We start from the raw sequence: 16742 nt of genomic DNA on the forward strand, positions 1-16742 counted from the left end.
TTATTTCACCTGCGCCGGCAGATTACGCACCGAAAGAACGCCGGAAATGCTTGCGATTTGCTGGATAACCTTCCCCGACACCGGGCTGTCCACATCCACCAGGGTATAAGCCATCGCGCCTTTTGATTTGTTCATCATGTTATGGATGTTAAGTCCCGCCTGTGCCATGGTGGTGGAAATCTGCCCCACCATGTTGGGCACGTTGGCATTGGCTATTCCCACGCGGTACGGCGATTCCCGCATCATGATCACATTGGGGAAATTCACCGCGTTCAATATATTGCCGTTCTCAAGGTAATCCCGCACCTGGTCTACCACCATTACTCCACAATTGTCTTCGGCTTCCTGAGTTGAGGCGCCCAAATGCGGCAGCGCCACGACGCCGGGCTGGTCCTTAAGCTTGGCGGATGGAAAGTCGCACATGTAATACCTGATTTTTTTCGAACCCAGCGCCGCCAGCACTGCGTCCTCGTCCACAAGGCCGTCGCGCGCAAAATTCAGCAAGACCACGCCCTGGCGCATTTTGTTGACATGGTTGGCGTCAATCATGTTCTTTGTCGCATCCACCAGCGGGACATGTAGCGAAATGAAGTCACTGTATTTAAGTAATTCATCGATACTGTGCGCCTTCTTCGCCTGCGACGGCACGCTCCACGCCGCTTCCACGGTGATTTCCGGATCGAAACCGATAACCCGCATGCCAAGCTTGATCGCTGCGTCCGCAACCATGCCGCCGATCGCGCCGAGTCCTATGATGCCGAGCGAACGATGCGGGAGCTCGAAACCCGAAAACTGTTTCTTCCCTTCTTCTACTTTCTTTCCCAATGTTTCGTCGTCGCCCTGAAGAGTATTCACAAAACGAATCGCCTGCACCAGGTTGCGCGAAGCTATCAGAATGGCTGCAATCACTAACTCTTTCACTGCGTTGGCATTCGCCCCAGGAGCATTAAACACCGGCACACCGCGATCATTCATCCGTTGGACCGGAATGTTGTTGGTGCCGGCGCCGGCGCGCGCGATCGCCTTGACTGTGGACGGAATCACCATCTCGTGCATGTTTTGCGAGCGCACCAGGATGGCATCCGGTTCATTCACCTGATCGCTCACGACATAATTGTGCGGAAAGCGCTTTAGGCCACGCGCCGAAACCTGGCCAAGCATGAGGATGTGATACGCCTCAGGCATATTGCGCTTCGAATTCTCGCATGTACTCTACCAGGGTTTGCACGCCCTCCAGGGGCATCGCGTTGTAAATGGACGCGCGCATGCCGCCCGCTAAACGATGCCCCTTAAGTTGCACCAGCCCTCTCGCTTGCGCCTGATTCAGAAATTCTTGTTCCAGCGCGGTATTTTTTAGCCTGAACGGAACATTCATGCGTGAACGGTCGCTTTTCCGCACCGGATTGCTGAAAAACCGGCTGGTGTCGAGAAAATCGTAAAGCACCGTCGATTTCTCAATGTTGCGCATTTCCATCGCGGGGATGCCTCCGATTTTTTTCAACCACTGGAAATTGAGCCCGGCGATGTAAATCGCGTAAGCAGGCGGGGTGTTGTACATGGAATCGTTGTCCGAATGAACTTTATAGTCCAGCATCGAAGGCATGCCCGAAAGCGCGCCCCCCATCAAATCCTCGCGTATTATGACGATGGTCAACCCTGCCGGCCCGATGTTTTTCTGCGCCCCCGCATAAATCAACCCGAAACGGCTTACGTCCACTGCGCGCGACAGTATGTTCGACGACATGTCGGCCACCAACGGAACTTCACCGGTCTCTGGAACCCAGTGAAACTCCACGCCGCCGATGGTTTCGTTGGGCGTGTAATGCACGTAGGCTGCGTCGGGATCAGGCCGCCACTGCTCTTGCCCCGGCGCATAGGTAAATCCAGCATCCTCGGAGGTGGCCGCAACATTTACTGCGCAAAATTTTTTTGCCTCGGCGATCGCCTTTTTTGACCATTCACCGGAAAAAATATAGTCGGCAGAGTTCTTGCCGCGCAATAGGTTGACCGGCACCATGGCAAATTGCAAGCTGGCGCCGCCTTGCAGGAACAGTACCTTGTAATGAGCCGGAATGCGCATCAGCTCGCGTAAATCAGCTTCCGCGCGGCGGATGATGGTCGTGAATTCCTTGCCGCGGTGGCTCATTTCCATAACTGACATCCCACTGCCGTGCCAATCCAGCATTTCTTCGCGCGCGCACTGCAGTACCTCTCGCGGCAGCACTGCCGGTCCGGGACTGAAATTGTAGACGCGAGCTGTTGCGTTATATGCTTTTACGTCGTTCATCACGGGTTTCCTTCTCCGTTGTTTTCTTCATCCCGTTCCACAACCTTTCCCAAAACCGCAAGCGTTTCACCGTCCCCGAGGTCGATCAGCCGCACACCCTGGGTTGAGCGGCTCATTTCCCGGATTTCGGAAACACGCATTCGGATCAACACGCCACCGGTGGTAATCAACATTATTTCATCGTCTTTATTTACCAGTGTTGCCGCCACCACCTTGCCGTTGCGCTCGGTTGTACGAATCGCGATCATGCCCAGCGTGCCGCGTCCGTGTCGCGTGTATTCAGCGATCGGAGTGCGTTTGCCAAATCCGTTTTCGGTCGCCGTCAGTACCGACTGGGTTTCGTCCTGCGCGGTGAGTAGTGAAATTACGTGCTTACCCGCTCCCAGCTTCATACCGCGCACGCCGGCCGCATTGCGGCCCATTGAACGTACTTCATGCTCAGCGAAACGCATCGCCTTGCCGCCGTCCGAAAACAACATGATATCTCTCTTGCCGTCCGTGAGCGCAGCTCCAACCAGATAATCGCCGTCCTCTAAATTTACCGCAATAATGCCTTTGGACATCGGCCGCGAAAACGCGGAGAGCGCGGTCTTTTTGACCGTGCCATTGGCAGTCGCCATGAATACAAAGTGCTGATCGTCAAATTCCTTGACCGGCAAAACCGCGGTGATCTTTTCGTGCTCCATCAATGGTACGAGATTAACAATGGGCTTGCCGCGGCTGGCACGGCTGCCCTGCGGCACATTGTAAACCTTGAGCCAGTAGACCCTGCCGCGGTTCGAAAAGCACAGAATGTAGTCGTGGGTATTGGCGATGAACAAATTGTCTATGAAATCGTCGTCCTTGGTGGTCGCCGCCTGCTTGCCGCGCCCGCCGCGCTTCTGCGCCCGGTAATCCGCAACCGGCTGCGATTTCATATAGCCGCCGTGTGACAAGGTGACCACCATGTCCTCTGAGGCGATCAAGTCTTCCATTGCCAGGTCCTGCGTGTCCACCACGATCTCGCTGCGGCGGTCGTCGCCGTACTGGTCCTTAATCGCCGTGAGCTCGTCGGCGATGATGCGGGTGATGCGTTCCCGCTTCACCAGCACATCCGTAAGATCGGTGATTTTTTCCATCACGTCCTTGTATTCTGTAAATATTTTCTCCTGCTCCAGGCCGGTCAAACGCTGAAGGCGTAGTTCCAAAATCGCCTGTGCCTGTGCATCAGACAGGAAATAGCCCTGCTTGCGCAGGCCGAATTCCGCGCCGAGTCCGTCGGGACGCGAAGCATCTGAGCTGGCGCGGCGTAGCATTTCTTCGACCAGCTTGGAACGCCAATGCCGCGCCATCAACTGCGCCTTTGCCGCGGGCGGGGATTCTGCGCTCTTAATGAGGCTGATGATTTCATCCACGTTGGAGAGCGCTACCGCCAATCCTTCCAGGATATGTGCGCGCTCGCGCGCTTTGCGTAATTCGAACTCGGTGCGCCGCGTCACCACTTCGCGACGGTGACGCAAGAACGATTCAATTAGGTCCTTGAGATTGAGCAATCGCGGCTGATTGTCCACCAGCGCCACCATATTCATGCCGAAGGTGTCCTGCAGCTGCGTTTCCTTATACAGGTTATTCAGCACCACCTCGGGGTTCTCTCCGCGCTTGAGTTCAATAACCACCCGCATGCCTGACTTGTCCGACTCATCCCGCAAATCGGAAATGCCGTCGATTTTTTTGTCACGTACCAGCTCACCGATTCTCGTGAGCAGGGCGGCCTTGTTTACTTGGTATGGAAGCTCGTCAACAATAATCAACTGGCGATTACCTCGCTCCAAATCCTCAAAATGCGTGCGCGCGCGGATTACTATTCTCCCGCGGCCCGTGCGATACCCTTCCTTCACGCCGGATACGCCGTATATCACGCCGGCGGTCGGAAAATCCGGCGCCGGAATCAATTCGATCAATTCATTGAGCTCGGTTTGCGGGTTCTTGAGAAGCAAAAGACAGCCGTCGACGACTTCTTTCAGATTGTGGGGTGGAATATTGGTCGCCATCCCCACCGCGATTCCGGACGAACCGTTGACCAGCAGGTTCGGCACCTTGGTCGGCAAAACCGCGGGTTCCTGTTCCTTGCCATCGTAATTGGGTGCAAAATCCACCGTTTCCTTGTCGATGTCGGCCAGAATTTCGGAGGAAATCCGGTCCATGCGGCATTCGGTATAGCGGTACGCCGCCGGTGCGTCACCGTCCACTGATCCGAAGTTGCCCTGCCCGTCGATGAGCGTGTAGCGCATTGAAAAATCCTGAGCCATGCGTACCAGGGCTTCGTAAGTCGCGGCATCTCCGTGCGGATGATATTTGCCCAGCACATCACCGACGATGCGCGCGCACTTCACATAGGGGCGGTTCCACACATTATTGGCTTCATGCATTGCAAACAGTACCCTGCGGTGCACGGGTTTCAGACCATCGCGCACGTCAGGCAATGCGCGACCGACGATGACGCTCATCGCGTAGTCGAGATACGAGCGGCGCATCTCTTCTTCGAGGCTAACCGGCAAAGTTTCTTTGGCGAATTGGTCCATGAAGCGCGGGCTTTTTAGACGAATTTCTCGGCATACAACGCGAAAATTAAATTTGAAATTTTATCATGCGCAACCCTTTAGGGCCAAGCAGCGCGTGCCGTGCGATGCGGACTCATTGACTTCAAAGACGACCGCGTAAAAATTGCCAAAACCAGGAGATTGAATTAATATGCCGAATTGCAAAGCCCATCACTCTCCATCCAATCCACAGTCGATCAACGATTAGCTTCAAGCCATTAATAAAAGAGGAGGAAATATGACTCGACGACTTTTAAAGCTCGTTTTTGTGGCGGCTTCAGTAGCGGCATCGGGCTTAGCTGCCTATGCAGCTCTGGCGCAAACTTCAGCCACTCCGGTTCCCTATGTAATTGATCAACGTGGTCAACTGGCCCGCAGTGGGGCCGGCCTATGCTGGAGAACCGGCTATTGGTCACAAAAGCTTGCTGAAGAATATATACGCCCCGGCGCCCAGTTCCCCATCGGTTGCGAATGTGACAAGGACCTGATGCCGAAAGAACTGTGCGAAGCGGCTCCAGCGCCCGTGGTCGAAGAGGCGCCGCCTCCGCCCCCGGAAGAAGCGCCACCCCCGCCACCGCCGCCACCGGCGCCGCAACATATCACGCTTTCTGCGGATGCCTTGTTTGATTTCAACAAAGCGCAGTTGCGCCCTGCCGGCGAACAAAGGCTTTCCGAACTCGCAGCCAAATTGCAAAACGCCGAGTATGAAACGCTCACCGTGACGGGCCATGCCGATCCGATTGGTTCGCATGCCTACAACCAGAAGTTGTCCGAGCAGCGCGCAGAAACGGTGGAAAAATTCCTGGTTGAGCACGGCGTTCACGCTCATAAGATCAGCGCTATTGGCAAAGGCGAAACCGAGCCGGTAGTAACCTTGGATCAATGCAAACACATGAAGCGCAAGGAGCTGATCCAGTGCCTGCAGCCTGACCGCCGCGTGGAAGTCGACGTGACAGCCGTGATCCCCGAAGGACAATAAAAACAAACGCAGTTACAATGGAAGCCCTGCCTTGCGCAGGGCTTTTTTATTTTATAGGATGCATGTGCTGCCAATCGTCGACACTCTGATCGATGCCGGTTGGGTCATTCCGGTCGAACCGCCCGAAGTTTTGCCAAGGCATTCCGTTGCTATCAGCAATGGAACCATACATGCGGTATTGCCTACAGCTCAAGCACGCGAGCGCTTTAAGGCAAAACAGGAGGTGCGTCTGCAAAACCATGCGCTTATTCCCGGGCTCGTCAATCTGCACACTCATGCGGCGATGGCTCTGATGCGCGGCCTCGCGGACGACCTGCCGCTGATGGACTGGCTGAATCAGCATATTTGGCCGGCTGAAGCCAAGCATGTGTCGCAGCAATTCGTGCGGGACGGGACGCTGCTCGCCTGCGCCGAGATGCTGCGCGGTGGCATCACCTGCTTCAACGACATGTATTTCTTTCCTGAGGCGGCCGCAAAGGCGGTGCTCTCCGCGAGCATGCGCGCGGCGATCGGCATCATCGTAATCGAGTTTCCCAGCAACTATGCCGGTGACCCCGAGGATTACCTCAACAAGGGCCTAGCTACTCGCGATGAATTGCGTCAGCAGCCGCTGCTGACATTTTGCATGGCGCCGCATGCCCCTTATACCGTAAGCGACAAGACATTTGAGAAACTGCTCATTTACTCGCAGCAGCTGGACCTGCCGATACATATCCACGTGCAGGAAACACAGGACGAAATTCAGCGCAGCCTGGCGCAATATAAACTGCGTCCCCTGCAGCGGCTGCACGCGCTCGGTCTGTTGAGCCCAAGTTTCATTGCCGTGCATTCCGTGCACGTGACACCGCAAGATATCGAGTTGCTGGCGAGCCAATCCTGCAGCGTCGCTCACTGCCCGTCGTCCAACTTGAAACTTGCCAGTGGCCTTGCGCCGGTCGCATCATTGCTGGGTCACGGCATTAACGTCGGGCTCGGTACGGATGGCGCTGCAAGCAACAATCGGTTGGACTTGTTCGGGGAAATGCGTCTTGCCGCAATACTCGCAAAGGCCGTAAGCGGCAGTGCCGATGCTCTTCCCGCCCATCAAGCTCTGCAAATGGCTACTCTTAACGGCGCCCGAGCCTTGGGCTTGGACGGCAAAATCGGCTCGCTGACTCAGGGCAAATTGGCTGACATCACCGCAGTCGATTTTTCGAGCCTTGAGCTTTCACCCTGCTTCGACCCCGTATCGCATTTAATTTATACCGCAGCACGCGATCAGGTAAGCCACGTCTGGGTTAATGGAAGGTTGCTGCTCGATAACCGTCAGCTTACCACGCTTGACGAGGAAGACATTGCGGCTAAAACGCGTTACTGGCAGGAAAAAATCGGTGTAGCATAAAAGCATGAACGTCGATCCGCTGGAACTTGAGAAATTCAGTAAGCTCGCGCACCGCTGGTGGGACCCGGATGCCGAGTTCAAGCCACTGCACGACATGAACCCACTGCGCCTCGATTACGTCGACAAGCTCGCCGGCCTCAACGGTAAAGTAGTGCTGGATGTCGGGTGTGGCGGCGGCATTCTCGCGGAGAGCATGGCCGCGCGCGGAGCACACGTGACTGGAATAGACTTGGGAGAGGGCGCGCTCAAGGTCGCGCGGCTGCATCTGCTTGAATCGGGTAACGACGTGGATTATCGTAACGTCGCCGTAGAAGACCTGGCGCGCGAGCAGCCGCGTTATTACGAGATCATCACCTGTATGGAATTTCTCGAGCACGTACCGGATCCCGCGAGCACGGTGCGAGCCTGCTCCGAACTCGTTAAACCGGGCGGTCATATATTTTTTTCAACCATCAATCGCAATCTGAAATCGTATCTGGTCGCGGTCATCGGCGCTGAGTATGTACTGAGACTCCTGCCGCGCGGAACCCACGATTATGCCCGGTTCATTAAGCCATCGGAGCTGGCGCGCTTCTGCCGCGATGCCAGATTGAACGTAGAACACATTACCGGCCTGACCTACAACCCATTCAGCAAAATTTACGCCATTGGAATTGACACCGATGCAAATTACATTTTGCATGCAACGGCGGATTAATACTGGGCGTTCGGGGTTTTGGTCGCGTATCATTTTTCACCATGATTAAAGCGGTACTGTTCGATCTCGACGGCACTCTCGCCGACACTGCGCCCGATCTGGGATATGCACTGAACCGCCAGCGTGAAAAACATGGCCTGACCGCTCTGCCCTTGGCGAGCATACGTCCGTACGTCTCCCAGGGTGGCCGCGGCCTGATGAAGATCGGTTTCAATCTCGCGCCGGGAGATGCGGCTTATGACGCCCGGCGTGCTGAATTTCTGAATTTCTATGAAGAGCGACTTTGCCACGATACCCGGCTGTTCGCCGATATTCCCGTAGTGCTGGCGGAACTTGAAGCGAGACGAATGCCCTGGGGTGTGGTTACCAACAAGATGAAGCGCTTCACCGTGCCACTGATGCAAAAACTCAAGCTCGACCGCCGTGCCTCCTGCATCGTCAGCGGCGATACCGGCATTAACTCGAAGCCGCATCCGGAACCGCTGCTGTTGGCGAGCGGCAAAATCGGCATACCGCCACCGGCTTGCGTTTATGTCGGCGACGACGAACGCGACGTTCTGGCCGCGCGCGCCGCAGGGATGCAGTCAATGGTCGCGCGCTATGGCTATCTCGGAAACGGCGCCCGTCCCGAAACTTGGGGCGCCGACGCGCATATCTTTAACCCTCTCGAAATCTTGCAATTTCTTTGATAGCACCCATTTATGAGATAATGATCATTGCTGTTTTTCGGTTTTAGAAATGGGGGCGACTTGGTTTCGACGTAGGTCGCAACGCAGCGCAGGGCATACCGAGGACCAGTTCCCTCGCAAATCCACTGGAAAGCAATTAAACGCGAACGACATGCGTTACGCTCTAGCCGCTTAATCCCGGCTGGACTCTGCACCGGAACGCTCATGGGCCGGGTCGGGCAACCGACAACAGAGTCATTTACATGAGATCGTGCTGCTCAGGGTTACTTTGAGCAAGCACTAAATCATAGGTAACTCGCCGTGGCGCAGCCCGTCGGCTGGCGGCGTTCCGGCTAAATCAAACAGCCTGACTACGTATGTAGAACTGCATGTAGAGGGCCTGCGGACGGGGGTTCGATTCCCCCCGCCTCCACCAACAATAAAATCCTTTCAGCCATTCCAATTGGATCGACATGTCCGCCGCGTTTCAAACTACCGTTACAATAAGTGGTGACGCTAAATCGCTCGATGCCTTTAAGCGCGAAATCGGCGCGCTGCTGGCTAAGGAAGATGATGTTCAGGGCCTGCAGGAGCAATATATTTCACCTGATGTGGTTTACCGTTTCGAAGTCAACCGGGGCATTCCCTTTCCGGCTTTCGTCACCACCTCGCAAATCTTTCCCGACCTGACGATCAAGCTGCAATGGATCAATCACCGCGACGCGGTAAGTGGCAGCGCGGTGATCCAGAACGGCAAAGTCACCGAGCAGCAGGTCCGGCCGCTTGAGGACTCTGAGCGCGCCGGAAGCCAAATGCAACTGGACATTGAAGTTGAGGAAAATGGCTATCTCAGGCATGCCATTGCGTTAATGAAAATTCGCGTCGGCGAATACGCAGGGTATGTTGTCACCGGCGAACATCATGCTTTTTTCAGAATCAGCAAGAACAACGATCAAATCGAGCTTTTCTCGAGCGACGGCCTGGAAGCCGAGTGGACAGAACGTTGGAACTTTGAATCGGAGAGCGTAGCGAATGATTACCGGGAACTCGCGCCCGGTGAAAAGATCGACGAACCGCTGTATCAGCGGCTGCAAGCTTTGGCCAGCGATTTCCTTGATGACTGGGTGTGGTTTTCCGAAAGTCCGATTGAAGACATAATCATTGAACAGCAGAAATATGGACGCATGGGACTCGTTGCACACCGAGCCAACATCAAAGCGGAGAAAATCAGAAAAATGGAAAAATCGGAAATCGGGCGTAAAAGCTATTATCGGTTGAGCACGCTGAGCAGTGACTGCGCCTGGATCAAAACGGCAATTGCGGCATGTTGGGAATTACCTAACCAAGCTTAGCGAGGGCGAAAAATGCGAGAAAACAGTTTTCTGAGCCTCGGCCCTCACGGCTTTCATCGCATTGCTTATACCGAATCGGGCAGTCCCGATAATCCGCATGCTGTGGTTTGCGTGCACGGCCTCACTCGCAACTCGCGCGACTTCGACTTTCTCGCCATGGCGCTGGCGAACGATTGCCACGTGGTGTGCCCCGACGTCGCGGGCCGCGGAAAAAGCGATTGGCTGGCCCACAGCGAGGATTACAGTTACCCGGTTTATCTTTCCGACATGGCGGCACTGATTGCGCGCATTGGTCCAGGCACCCGGGTGTCGCGCTTCATTGCCAGGCTGTTGCGCCGTCCATCCGTACGTTACGTCGACTGGGTGGGAACGTCGATGGGCGGTCTGATCGGCATGATGCTGGCGGCGCAACCGAAATCGCCGATACGGCGCCTGGTAATGAACGATGTTGGCTGGCTCGTTCCCGCCAACGCCCTGAACATCCTGAGTGATTATGTCGGCAAGGATCCGCGCTACGCCAGCATTGAGCAATTCGAAGCCGACTTTCGCAAAGTGTACTCCACATTCGGGCCGCTCACCGAAGCGCAGTGGCGCCATCTCATCACCCACACCGTGAGGAGGTTTGATGACGGCAGCTATGGCTTCAAATACGACCCGAAAATCGGTGAGCCGTTCAAAAGAAAATTTTTCCAAGACCTGGACTTATGGAACATCTGGTCAAATGTACGCTGCCCGGTGTTGATTCTGCGCGGAGCACAGTCCGATTTCCTGCTCAAAGAAACTGCGGCGAAAATGTGCGAACGCAAAGCGCACACCGAATTGGTCGAATTTTCCGGTATTGGTCATGCGCCAATGTTGATGTCCGAGGACCAGATCAAAATCGTGCGCGATTTTCTGCTTGCCCCGGATTCGAGCATCCCCGTTTCCACGGGGTGAGCTGCGCGCACGCCGGCGTGTTTAGCGTTACGATTTTCATCCAATTTTACTGTCATCCAGGAGCGCGTTATCGGCGTTTATCTCGGAATTAAATTCGCCCGCTCTGATCGCCGACCGGCTTCAATCCAACGCAGCATCGCGAGCGGCAGTGCACGCACAGCACGCAAATGGGACAAGGTGCGCGGCTTGAAGAACGCTCTTGGTTATCTGCTGATAGGCTAGGCGTTAGGCTTTTCTATGCCGCCGAAGCAAATGTATTTCAGCTGCACAAACTCTTCAATTCCGTATTTGGAACCTTCGCGGCCGATCCCGGATTGCTTCACTCCTCCGAATGGCGCGACCTCATTGGAAATGAGGCCGGTATTGACGCCCACCATTCCACATTCGAGCGCTTCGGCAACACGGAAAATTCGTCCAATGTCACGGCTGTAGAAATATCCCGCGAGTCCGTATTCGGTGTCGTTGGCGATGCATACCGCGTCCCGCTCCGTTTTGAAGCGGAATAGCGGCGCCACCGGGCCAAACGTTTCTTCGTGCGCGAGCCGCATGCCGGTAGTGACGTCTGTGAGCACGGTGGGCTCAAAAAAAGTTCTTCCCAGGGCGTGGCGCTTGCCGCCCAACAGTAGTTTCGCGCCTTTGGCCGTGGCATCGGCGATATGGCCCTCCACTTTCTGCAACGCCTGCGCATCGATCAGCGGACCCTGAACCACGCCCGCTTCCATACCGTTTCCGACTTTGAAGCCTTTGACTCTCGCTACCAGTTTTGCGGCAAAAGCGTCATAGACGCCATCCTGAACCAGGATGCGGTTGGCGCACACGCAAGTCTGTCCGGTGTTGCGATATTTGGACGCCAGCGCCCCTTCGACTGCGGCATCCAGATCCGCGTCATCAAACACAATGAACGGCGCATTGCCGCCCAGCTCCAGCGAGATTTTCTTCACCGTGCCGGCGCACTGGCTCATCAACAGCTTCCCGACCTCGGTGGAACCGGTAAAGGTGACCTTGCGCACCAGCGGATTGGCAGTCATTTCGCCACCTATCGTCGGCGCGTCACCGGTCACCACGTTCAGCACCCCCTTCGATATTCCGGCCTCCTCGGCGAGCACGGCGAGCGCCAAGGCCGAGTAAGGCGTTTGTTCCGCGGGTTTTAGCACCATGACACAGCCGGCTGCGAGTGCCGCCCCGGCTTTACGGGTAATCATTGCCGCGGGAAAATTCCACGGGGTAATCGCGGCACAGACGCCGATCGGTTCCTTGATTACGATCAGGCGCTTGTCGGGGTGATTCTGAGGAATGGTGTCGCCGTATATGCGTTTGCCCTCTTCAGCAAACCATTCGATAAAGGACGCGGCGTACGCAATTTCTCCTTTGGACTCCGCCAGCGGCTTGCCTTGTTCGGCCGTCATCAGCAATGCAAGGTCCTGCTGGTTGGCCATGATGAGATCAAACCAGCGGCGCAGCACGACCGCCCGCTCCTTGGCGGTCTTCGCGCGCCAGGAAGGCCACGCGGTGTGCGCGGCTTGTATTGCGCGTCGCGTTTCCTGGGCGCCCATATCAGGCACCGTGCCAAGTTGCGTGCCATTCGCCGGGTTGGCGACGGCAAATATCGCATTGCTGTCGGCATCGACCCATTCACCGTTGACGCAACACTGCTGCCGGAACAATGCAGTGTTATTTAGCTTGAGCGAAACAATGCTATCTGGTGCATTCATGCGCTGTTGGAGAGGTCATAAGTATTGCGATAATGATTGCCGGAACCGTTTCAAAACGATCGGCGCACATATTATTGTATACGTGTTTCCTGGTTTGTGGTCTCTGAACCTTTGTATTCTGCGCAATCCGGCCGCAGAACAAGCTCGCTTGAAGAGGCACAACTGCCGCCGCCGGCGATTTTACCAAATGCATGGCAAGCCGCAACGTGCAACATTGAAGACCGCGAGCGTTGGGGAACGGCGCTGGCGCGAGAATCGAATTGCCTCTTTTCAAAGGTTCAGGTAGATTGCCCGGTATTTACCGAATGATCCCAGTTTAATCCCTACAAAGTTGCCGGCGGAAACGTCTCAGCAATTGACTGAATGACCCAGGCCAAACGCTAAGCGGATCGGTGTATGCGGCAGCCGCAAATGACCATGAATCAGACTGCTATATGATCAAGTCCGACCTGCTGCATAACATTTTGCTGGGCCTCGCCGCGCTAGTATTGGCAGGAGTATTGCTGTTTCTCTACAGCAAGACCCAGGCAGTCGACCTGCGCGAGCGGAACGAGATTTTGGATGACCTGCGCGTTTTGAAGGAAATTGACGGGCGCTGGGACGTAGACGTGCTGCGGGCGCGTCTCGAGTTCGGCTCGAATGAGCTGCCTGTGAGCAACCGTAGGTCCGTCGCCTTCAAAACACTTCAGAACCTAGATAGCGCGTTGCAAACGACGCGAAGCGCGGCATTAAGCGCCGGGCTTCCGGAACTCAGAAAGGCGATCTTGCAAAAAGCGGAGCTGGTTGAGAAATTCAAGCAAGAAAACCGCAGTGCTAATGATTCCTTGCAAGCGGTGCTCAAAGACTGCGCGGAACTGAGTACGCTGGCGTCCGAACTGCGACCGCGCTCCCCGGACCTGGAGCAAGCACTGAGCCGACTGGCTGCTGCGGCACCGCTATACTACTGGCTGGCGCAGGACCCGCAGCGCGCGAGCCTCGAAGCCGGCGCAGCGCAACTCCAGGAATTTCCCGACCCACTGCGCAATAAAGCAAGCGAACTCGCAGCAGCGGTGCAAGCACTGCTCAAGCATGAGGCGGCCGCGCAAGCGTTGTTCACCAAGCTTGAGTACCTGACCTCCGGCCCGCGCCTGGACACTCTGACGTCTTCCTTCAGCCGCGAGCTCGAGGTAACGCTGCAGGACAAGGAGCGCTATCGCGTTTACCTGATCGCCTACGCCAGCGCTCTCTTGATCCTGCTGGCTTATCTCGGCGCCAAGCTTAAGGCCGCGAACGTGAGCCTCGAACTCCGCGTTCAAGAGCGCACGCGCGAATTGTCCGAAGCGCTCAAACATCTCAAAGAATCTGAAGCGCAGCTTATCCAGTCAGAGAAAATGTCGTCCCTCGGCCAAATGGTGGCGGGCGTTGCGCACGAAATCAATACGCCGCTCGCTTATGTCAAGAACAGCCTTGGCACGGTTGCCGATACGCTGCCCAACCTCGGCACCGTGATTGAGCACTCCGAGAGGCTACTCGCGCTGTTGCAGGCCGGCGGCAACGCCAACGCCGAGGAACTGAACCGTCAGTTCGCGCTGGTGTCGGCGCAGATCGCACGACTCAAGCAGCACCGTGTGATAGAAGAGCTGAACAAACTGGTCAAGGACGGACTCTACGGCACGGGCCAGGTAGCGGAGATCGTCGGCAACCTGAAGGACTTCAGTCGTCTTGATCGCAGTAAAGTGACGAGCTTCAACCTGAATGAAGGCCTCGACAGCACCCTGCTACTCGCTAAGCACATGTTGAAATCAGTCACGGTCAAAAAATACTTTGACAATATTCCTGAAATTTCCTGTGCGCCGTCGCAAATCAACCAGGTGTTCCTCAATCTGATTACCAACGCGACCCAGGCGATGGATGCCGGCAACGGCATACTCACTCTCACCACGACTCGCGACGGCGACGGCGTAGAAGTCGATATCGCGGACAACGGCAAAGGTATCCCGCCCGAAGTACTGCCGAAGATATTCGATCCATTCTTCACCACCAAGGAAATCGGCAAGGGTACCGGGCTCGGGCTTTCCATATCCTACAAGATTGTCCAACAGCACGGCGGTCGCATAAGCGTCAAATCGAAGGTCGGCGCCGGCACTACGTTTACCGTGTGGCTGCCGGTGAAACCGCCGGCCGAAGCAAAAACTGCTGCATAACACCACGCCACGGCAATGACGCATCCAGTCAAAATCGGCAAATACGAAATACAGGGCGTACTCGGCAAGGGCGGCATGGGCGTCGTTTACAAGGGATGGGATCCCGCGATCTCGCGCAGCGTCGCGATAAAAGCGATCGCCAAGGCTTCGCTTGACCCCGGCGAGCTTAAACAGGTGAGGAATCGCTTCCAGCACGAGGCGCAGGCCGTCGGCCGTCTGGTGCATCCGCGCATCGTGCAGATCTACGACTATGGCGAGGACGAAGAAACCGAATACATCGTGATGGAGCTGGTCAACGGCAAGACCCTGGCGCGGCACTTGGCGCAGGAAACTGTGTACGAAATGCACGAAGTCGGCGAGATAATCCGCCAGTTGCTCGACGGCATCGGCTATGCGCACGGCGAAGGCGTCATACATCGCGACATCAAACCGTCGAACATCATGATCAACAACGACGGCCGAATCAAAATCAGCGACTTCGGCATTGCGCACATTGAGTCTTCTGATCTGACACAGTCCGGAGACGTGTTCGGCACGCTGCATTACATGGCCCCCGAGCAGTTCCTCGGTGCCGATGTCAATGAGCTGGCCGACCTGTACGCGATTGGCGTGATCGCGTATGAGCTGCTGACCGGCAGCAAACCCTTTTACGGGACCGCCGCCACTATAATGCAGCAGGTGTTGAACGAGACGCCGGCCAATCCGTCGCTCCTGAATCCCAAGCTGTCGCCGCTAATGGACCGCGTGCTGCAACAAGCGCTTGCCAAGAATCGCCGGGATCGCTTTCAGAGCGCGCGCGAATTTTCCGAGGCGTTTCGCGAAGCGCTCGGTGCGTCCCTCAATTCGAGCGGTGCTGCGGCCGGCCCGGCCGCCGCGGCGCTTGATAGCAAGGCGCTGCTCAACGCGGCGAAGCTCCTCAATACCGCCGGGGCGAAGCCGGTTGCCGAGAACGTGGACATACTGCTGGAGATGGCCGGCGAAAGCGCAATCAGCCTCGATACCGGCGTGAAAAGAGCATGCCTGCTGGTAATCGACGACGAAGAAAGAATACTGACTGCGCTCAAATCGCTTTTCCGGACGCGCTATCATGTGTTCGCCACCACCGACGGCAACAAGGCGCTTGATTTTCTCGGCAAACACCAGATGCACGTTATCGTCAGCGATCAACGCATGCCGGTGATGCAGGGCGTGGAACTGCTGCGCCGGTCGCGCGAGATTTCGCCGCGCAGCGTACGCATCCTGTTGACCGGTTATTCCGACCTGGCCGCGATCGTAGGCTCGATCAATGACGGCGAGGTCTACCGCTTCATCAGCAAACCGTGGGACAACAGTGAGTTGCAGCGAATCATCGCAGAGGCGGCGACCATTGCGCTGGAGCTCGCCGATACCAAGACCGAGCCGGTGGCACTTCCGAAAAAAATGGATGCAGGAATACTGGTAATAGATAAGGACGAAGAAATCTTCCGCGTTACGCGCGAGCTAATCGGCGGGTTGTGCCAGGTAATCCACGCAGCGAATCTCGAATCCGCGTTCGCAGCATTACGGTCACAGGAAATCGCGGTCGTGATTGCCGATATTGACTCCGGCCACGAGCAACTAACCGCAATGTTGAAGCTCCTGAAACAGGAGCATCCGCAAATCCTGTCCGTCGTCGTCACCACCGCGTCGGATTCGGAACTCGTGATCGAGCTCATTAATCAGGCACAGATCTTCCGTTTCCTCAACAAGCCGGTGAACGTCCGACTGCTGAAAAGCCACGTGCATGCGGCGCTGCAGCGCTATCTCACCTACCGGCAAACGCCCAAGCTCGTCGCTGAGCGTCGGCCGCAGCTGGGCCAAGAAGAAGGGGCATCCTCGCTTGACAGCGGCATCCTCGACAGCATCAAGTCGCAGCACGGGCGGTAGGAAACATGAGAATCGGGAAATCGTAACTCTGGACTACGGGCGCGCGTTCGGCATGGTGCTCGG

At 56.1% G+C, this 16742-nt stretch carries 12 protein-coding genes and 1 other RNA gene; 9 read left to right on the top strand and 4 right to left on the bottom strand.

Features of this window, described 5'->3' with window-relative positions; genetic code table 11:
• From VLV32_08445 to gyrA, 3 genes are read right to left on the bottom strand one after another with little or no spacing between them, the layout of a single operon-like run.
• Nucleotides 1-1185: a phosphoglycerate dehydrogenase gene (locus tag VLV32_08445; GenBank protein HUL41915.1), complete on the bottom strand. Its 1185-nt coding sequence runs from the start codon at nucleotides 1183-1185 to the stop codon at nucleotides 1-3.
• Nucleotides 1178-2287: a 3-phosphoserine/phosphohydroxythreonine transaminase gene (gene serC, locus VLV32_08450; GenBank protein HUL41916.1), complete on the bottom strand. Its 1110-nt coding sequence runs from the start codon at nucleotides 2285-2287 to the stop codon at nucleotides 1178-1180. The genes VLV32_08445 and serC overlap by 8 nt, the downstream gene beginning before the upstream one ends.
• Nucleotides 2287-4848, bottom strand: coding sequence for a DNA gyrase subunit A (gene gyrA / locus VLV32_08455; protein ID HUL41917.1), 2562 nt, complete (start codon nucleotides 4846-4848; stop codon nucleotides 2287-2289). The genes serC and gyrA overlap by 1 nt, the downstream gene beginning before the upstream one ends.
• 256 nt (nucleotides 4849-5104) lie before the next feature.
• Between gyrA and VLV32_08460 the strand changes: the two genes are divergently transcribed.
• The 7 genes from VLV32_08460 to VLV32_08490 all read left to right on the top strand — a co-directional run bounded on the left by VLV32_08460 (nucleotide 5105) and on the right by VLV32_08490 (nucleotide 10879).
• Nucleotides 5105-5845 (top strand): OmpA family protein, encoded by a 741-nt coding sequence (locus VLV32_08460; GenBank protein ID HUL41918.1) that lies wholly within the window; start codon nucleotides 5105-5107, stop codon nucleotides 5843-5845.
• A 64-nt stretch (nucleotides 5846-5909) separates the two neighbouring features.
• Nucleotides 5910-7226, top strand: a complete 1317-nt coding sequence (locus tag VLV32_08465; GenBank protein HUL41919.1) for a TRZ/ATZ family hydrolase — start codon at nucleotides 5910-5912, stop codon at nucleotides 7224-7226.
• A 4-nt stretch (nucleotides 7227-7230) separates the two neighbouring features.
• On the top strand, nucleotides 7231-7923 hold the full coding sequence (ubiG, locus tag VLV32_08470) for a bifunctional 2-polyprenyl-6-hydroxyphenol methylase/3-demethylubiquinol 3-O-methyltransferase UbiG (GenBank protein HUL41920.1): 693 nt from the start codon (nucleotides 7231-7233) through the stop codon (nucleotides 7921-7923).
• A 41-nt stretch (nucleotides 7924-7964) separates the two neighbouring features.
• The gene (locus tag VLV32_08475) at nucleotides 7965-8612 is read left to right on the top strand and encodes an HAD-IA family hydrolase (GenBank protein ID HUL41921.1); all 648 of its coding nucleotides are present in this window, start codon (nucleotides 7965-7967) and stop codon (nucleotides 8610-8612) included.
• A gap of 51 nt (nucleotides 8613-8663) precedes the next feature.
• Nucleotides 8664-9027, top strand: a transfer-messenger RNA (tmRNA) gene (gene ssrA / locus VLV32_08480).
• Between the two features lie 37 nt (nucleotides 9028-9064).
• Complete coding sequence (locus VLV32_08485) at nucleotides 9065-9943, top strand: hypothetical protein (protein ID HUL41922.1); 879 nt, start codon at nucleotides 9065-9067, stop codon at nucleotides 9941-9943.
• A gap of 12 nt (nucleotides 9944-9955) precedes the next feature.
• Nucleotides 9956-10879 (top strand): alpha/beta hydrolase, encoded by a 924-nt coding sequence (locus tag VLV32_08490; protein ID HUL41923.1) that lies wholly within the window; start codon nucleotides 9956-9958, stop codon nucleotides 10877-10879.
• Nucleotides 10880-11097: 218 nt separating this feature from the next.
• Here the strand turns inward: VLV32_08490 and gabD are convergent, their stop codons facing one another.
• Entirely contained in the window at nucleotides 11098-12591 is a 1494-nt protein-coding gene (gene gabD / locus VLV32_08495) for an NADP-dependent succinate-semialdehyde dehydrogenase (GenBank protein HUL41924.1), read from the bottom strand.
• Between the two features lie 434 nt (nucleotides 12592-13025).
• Here gabD and VLV32_08500 point away from each other — a divergent pair, with 434 nt between their 5' ends.
• Together VLV32_08500 and VLV32_08505 are read left to right on the top strand one after the other, a co-directional pair.
• On the top strand, nucleotides 13026-14774 hold the full coding sequence (locus tag VLV32_08500) for an ATP-binding protein (protein ID HUL41925.1): 1749 nt from the start codon (nucleotides 13026-13028) through the stop codon (nucleotides 14772-14774).
• Nucleotides 14775-14789: 15 nt separating this feature from the next.
• The gene (locus VLV32_08505; GenBank protein HUL41926.1) at nucleotides 14790-16679 is read left to right on the top strand and encodes a protein kinase; all 1890 of its coding nucleotides are present in this window, start codon (nucleotides 14790-14792) and stop codon (nucleotides 16677-16679) included.
• Nucleotides 16680-16742 lie beyond the last annotated feature (63 nt).

The organism is Burkholderiales bacterium (assembly GCA_035518095.1).
GTDB lineage: Bacteria > Pseudomonadota > Gammaproteobacteria > Burkholderiales > JAHFRG01 > JAHFRG01.

Coding starts and splice junctions, on each gene's coding strand:
- VLV32_08445 (HUL41915.1), bottom strand. CDS start 1,185: ATGCCTGAGGCGTATCACATCCTCATGCTTGGCCAGGTTTCGGCGCGT.
- serC (HUL41916.1), bottom strand. CDS start 2,287: ATGAACGACGTAAAAGCATATAACGCAACAGCTCGCGTCTACAATTTC.
- gyrA (HUL41917.1), bottom strand. CDS start 4,848: ATGGACCAATTCGCCAAAGAAACTTTGCCGGTTAGCCTCGAAGAAGAG.
- VLV32_08460 (HUL41918.1), top strand. CDS start 5,105: ATGACTCGACGACTTTTAAAGCTCGTTTTTGTGGCGGCTTCAGTAGCG.
- ubiG (HUL41920.1), top strand. CDS start 7,231: ATGAACGTCGATCCGCTGGAACTTGAGAAATTCAGTAAGCTCGCGCAC.
- VLV32_08475 (HUL41921.1), top strand. CDS start 7,965: ATGATTAAAGCGGTACTGTTCGATCTCGACGGCACTCTCGCCGACACT.
- VLV32_08485 (HUL41922.1), top strand. CDS start 9,065: ATGTCCGCCGCGTTTCAAACTACCGTTACAATAAGTGGTGACGCTAAA.
- VLV32_08490 (HUL41923.1), top strand. CDS start 9,956: ATGCGAGAAAACAGTTTTCTGAGCCTCGGCCCTCACGGCTTTCATCGC.
- gabD (HUL41924.1), bottom strand. CDS start 12,591: ATGAATGCACCAGATAGCATTGTTTCGCTCAAGCTAAATAACACTGCA.
- VLV32_08500 (HUL41925.1), top strand. CDS start 13,026: ATGATCAAGTCCGACCTGCTGCATAACATTTTGCTGGGCCTCGCCGCG.
- VLV32_08505 (HUL41926.1), top strand. CDS start 14,790: ATGACGCATCCAGTCAAAATCGGCAAATACGAAATACAGGGCGTACTC.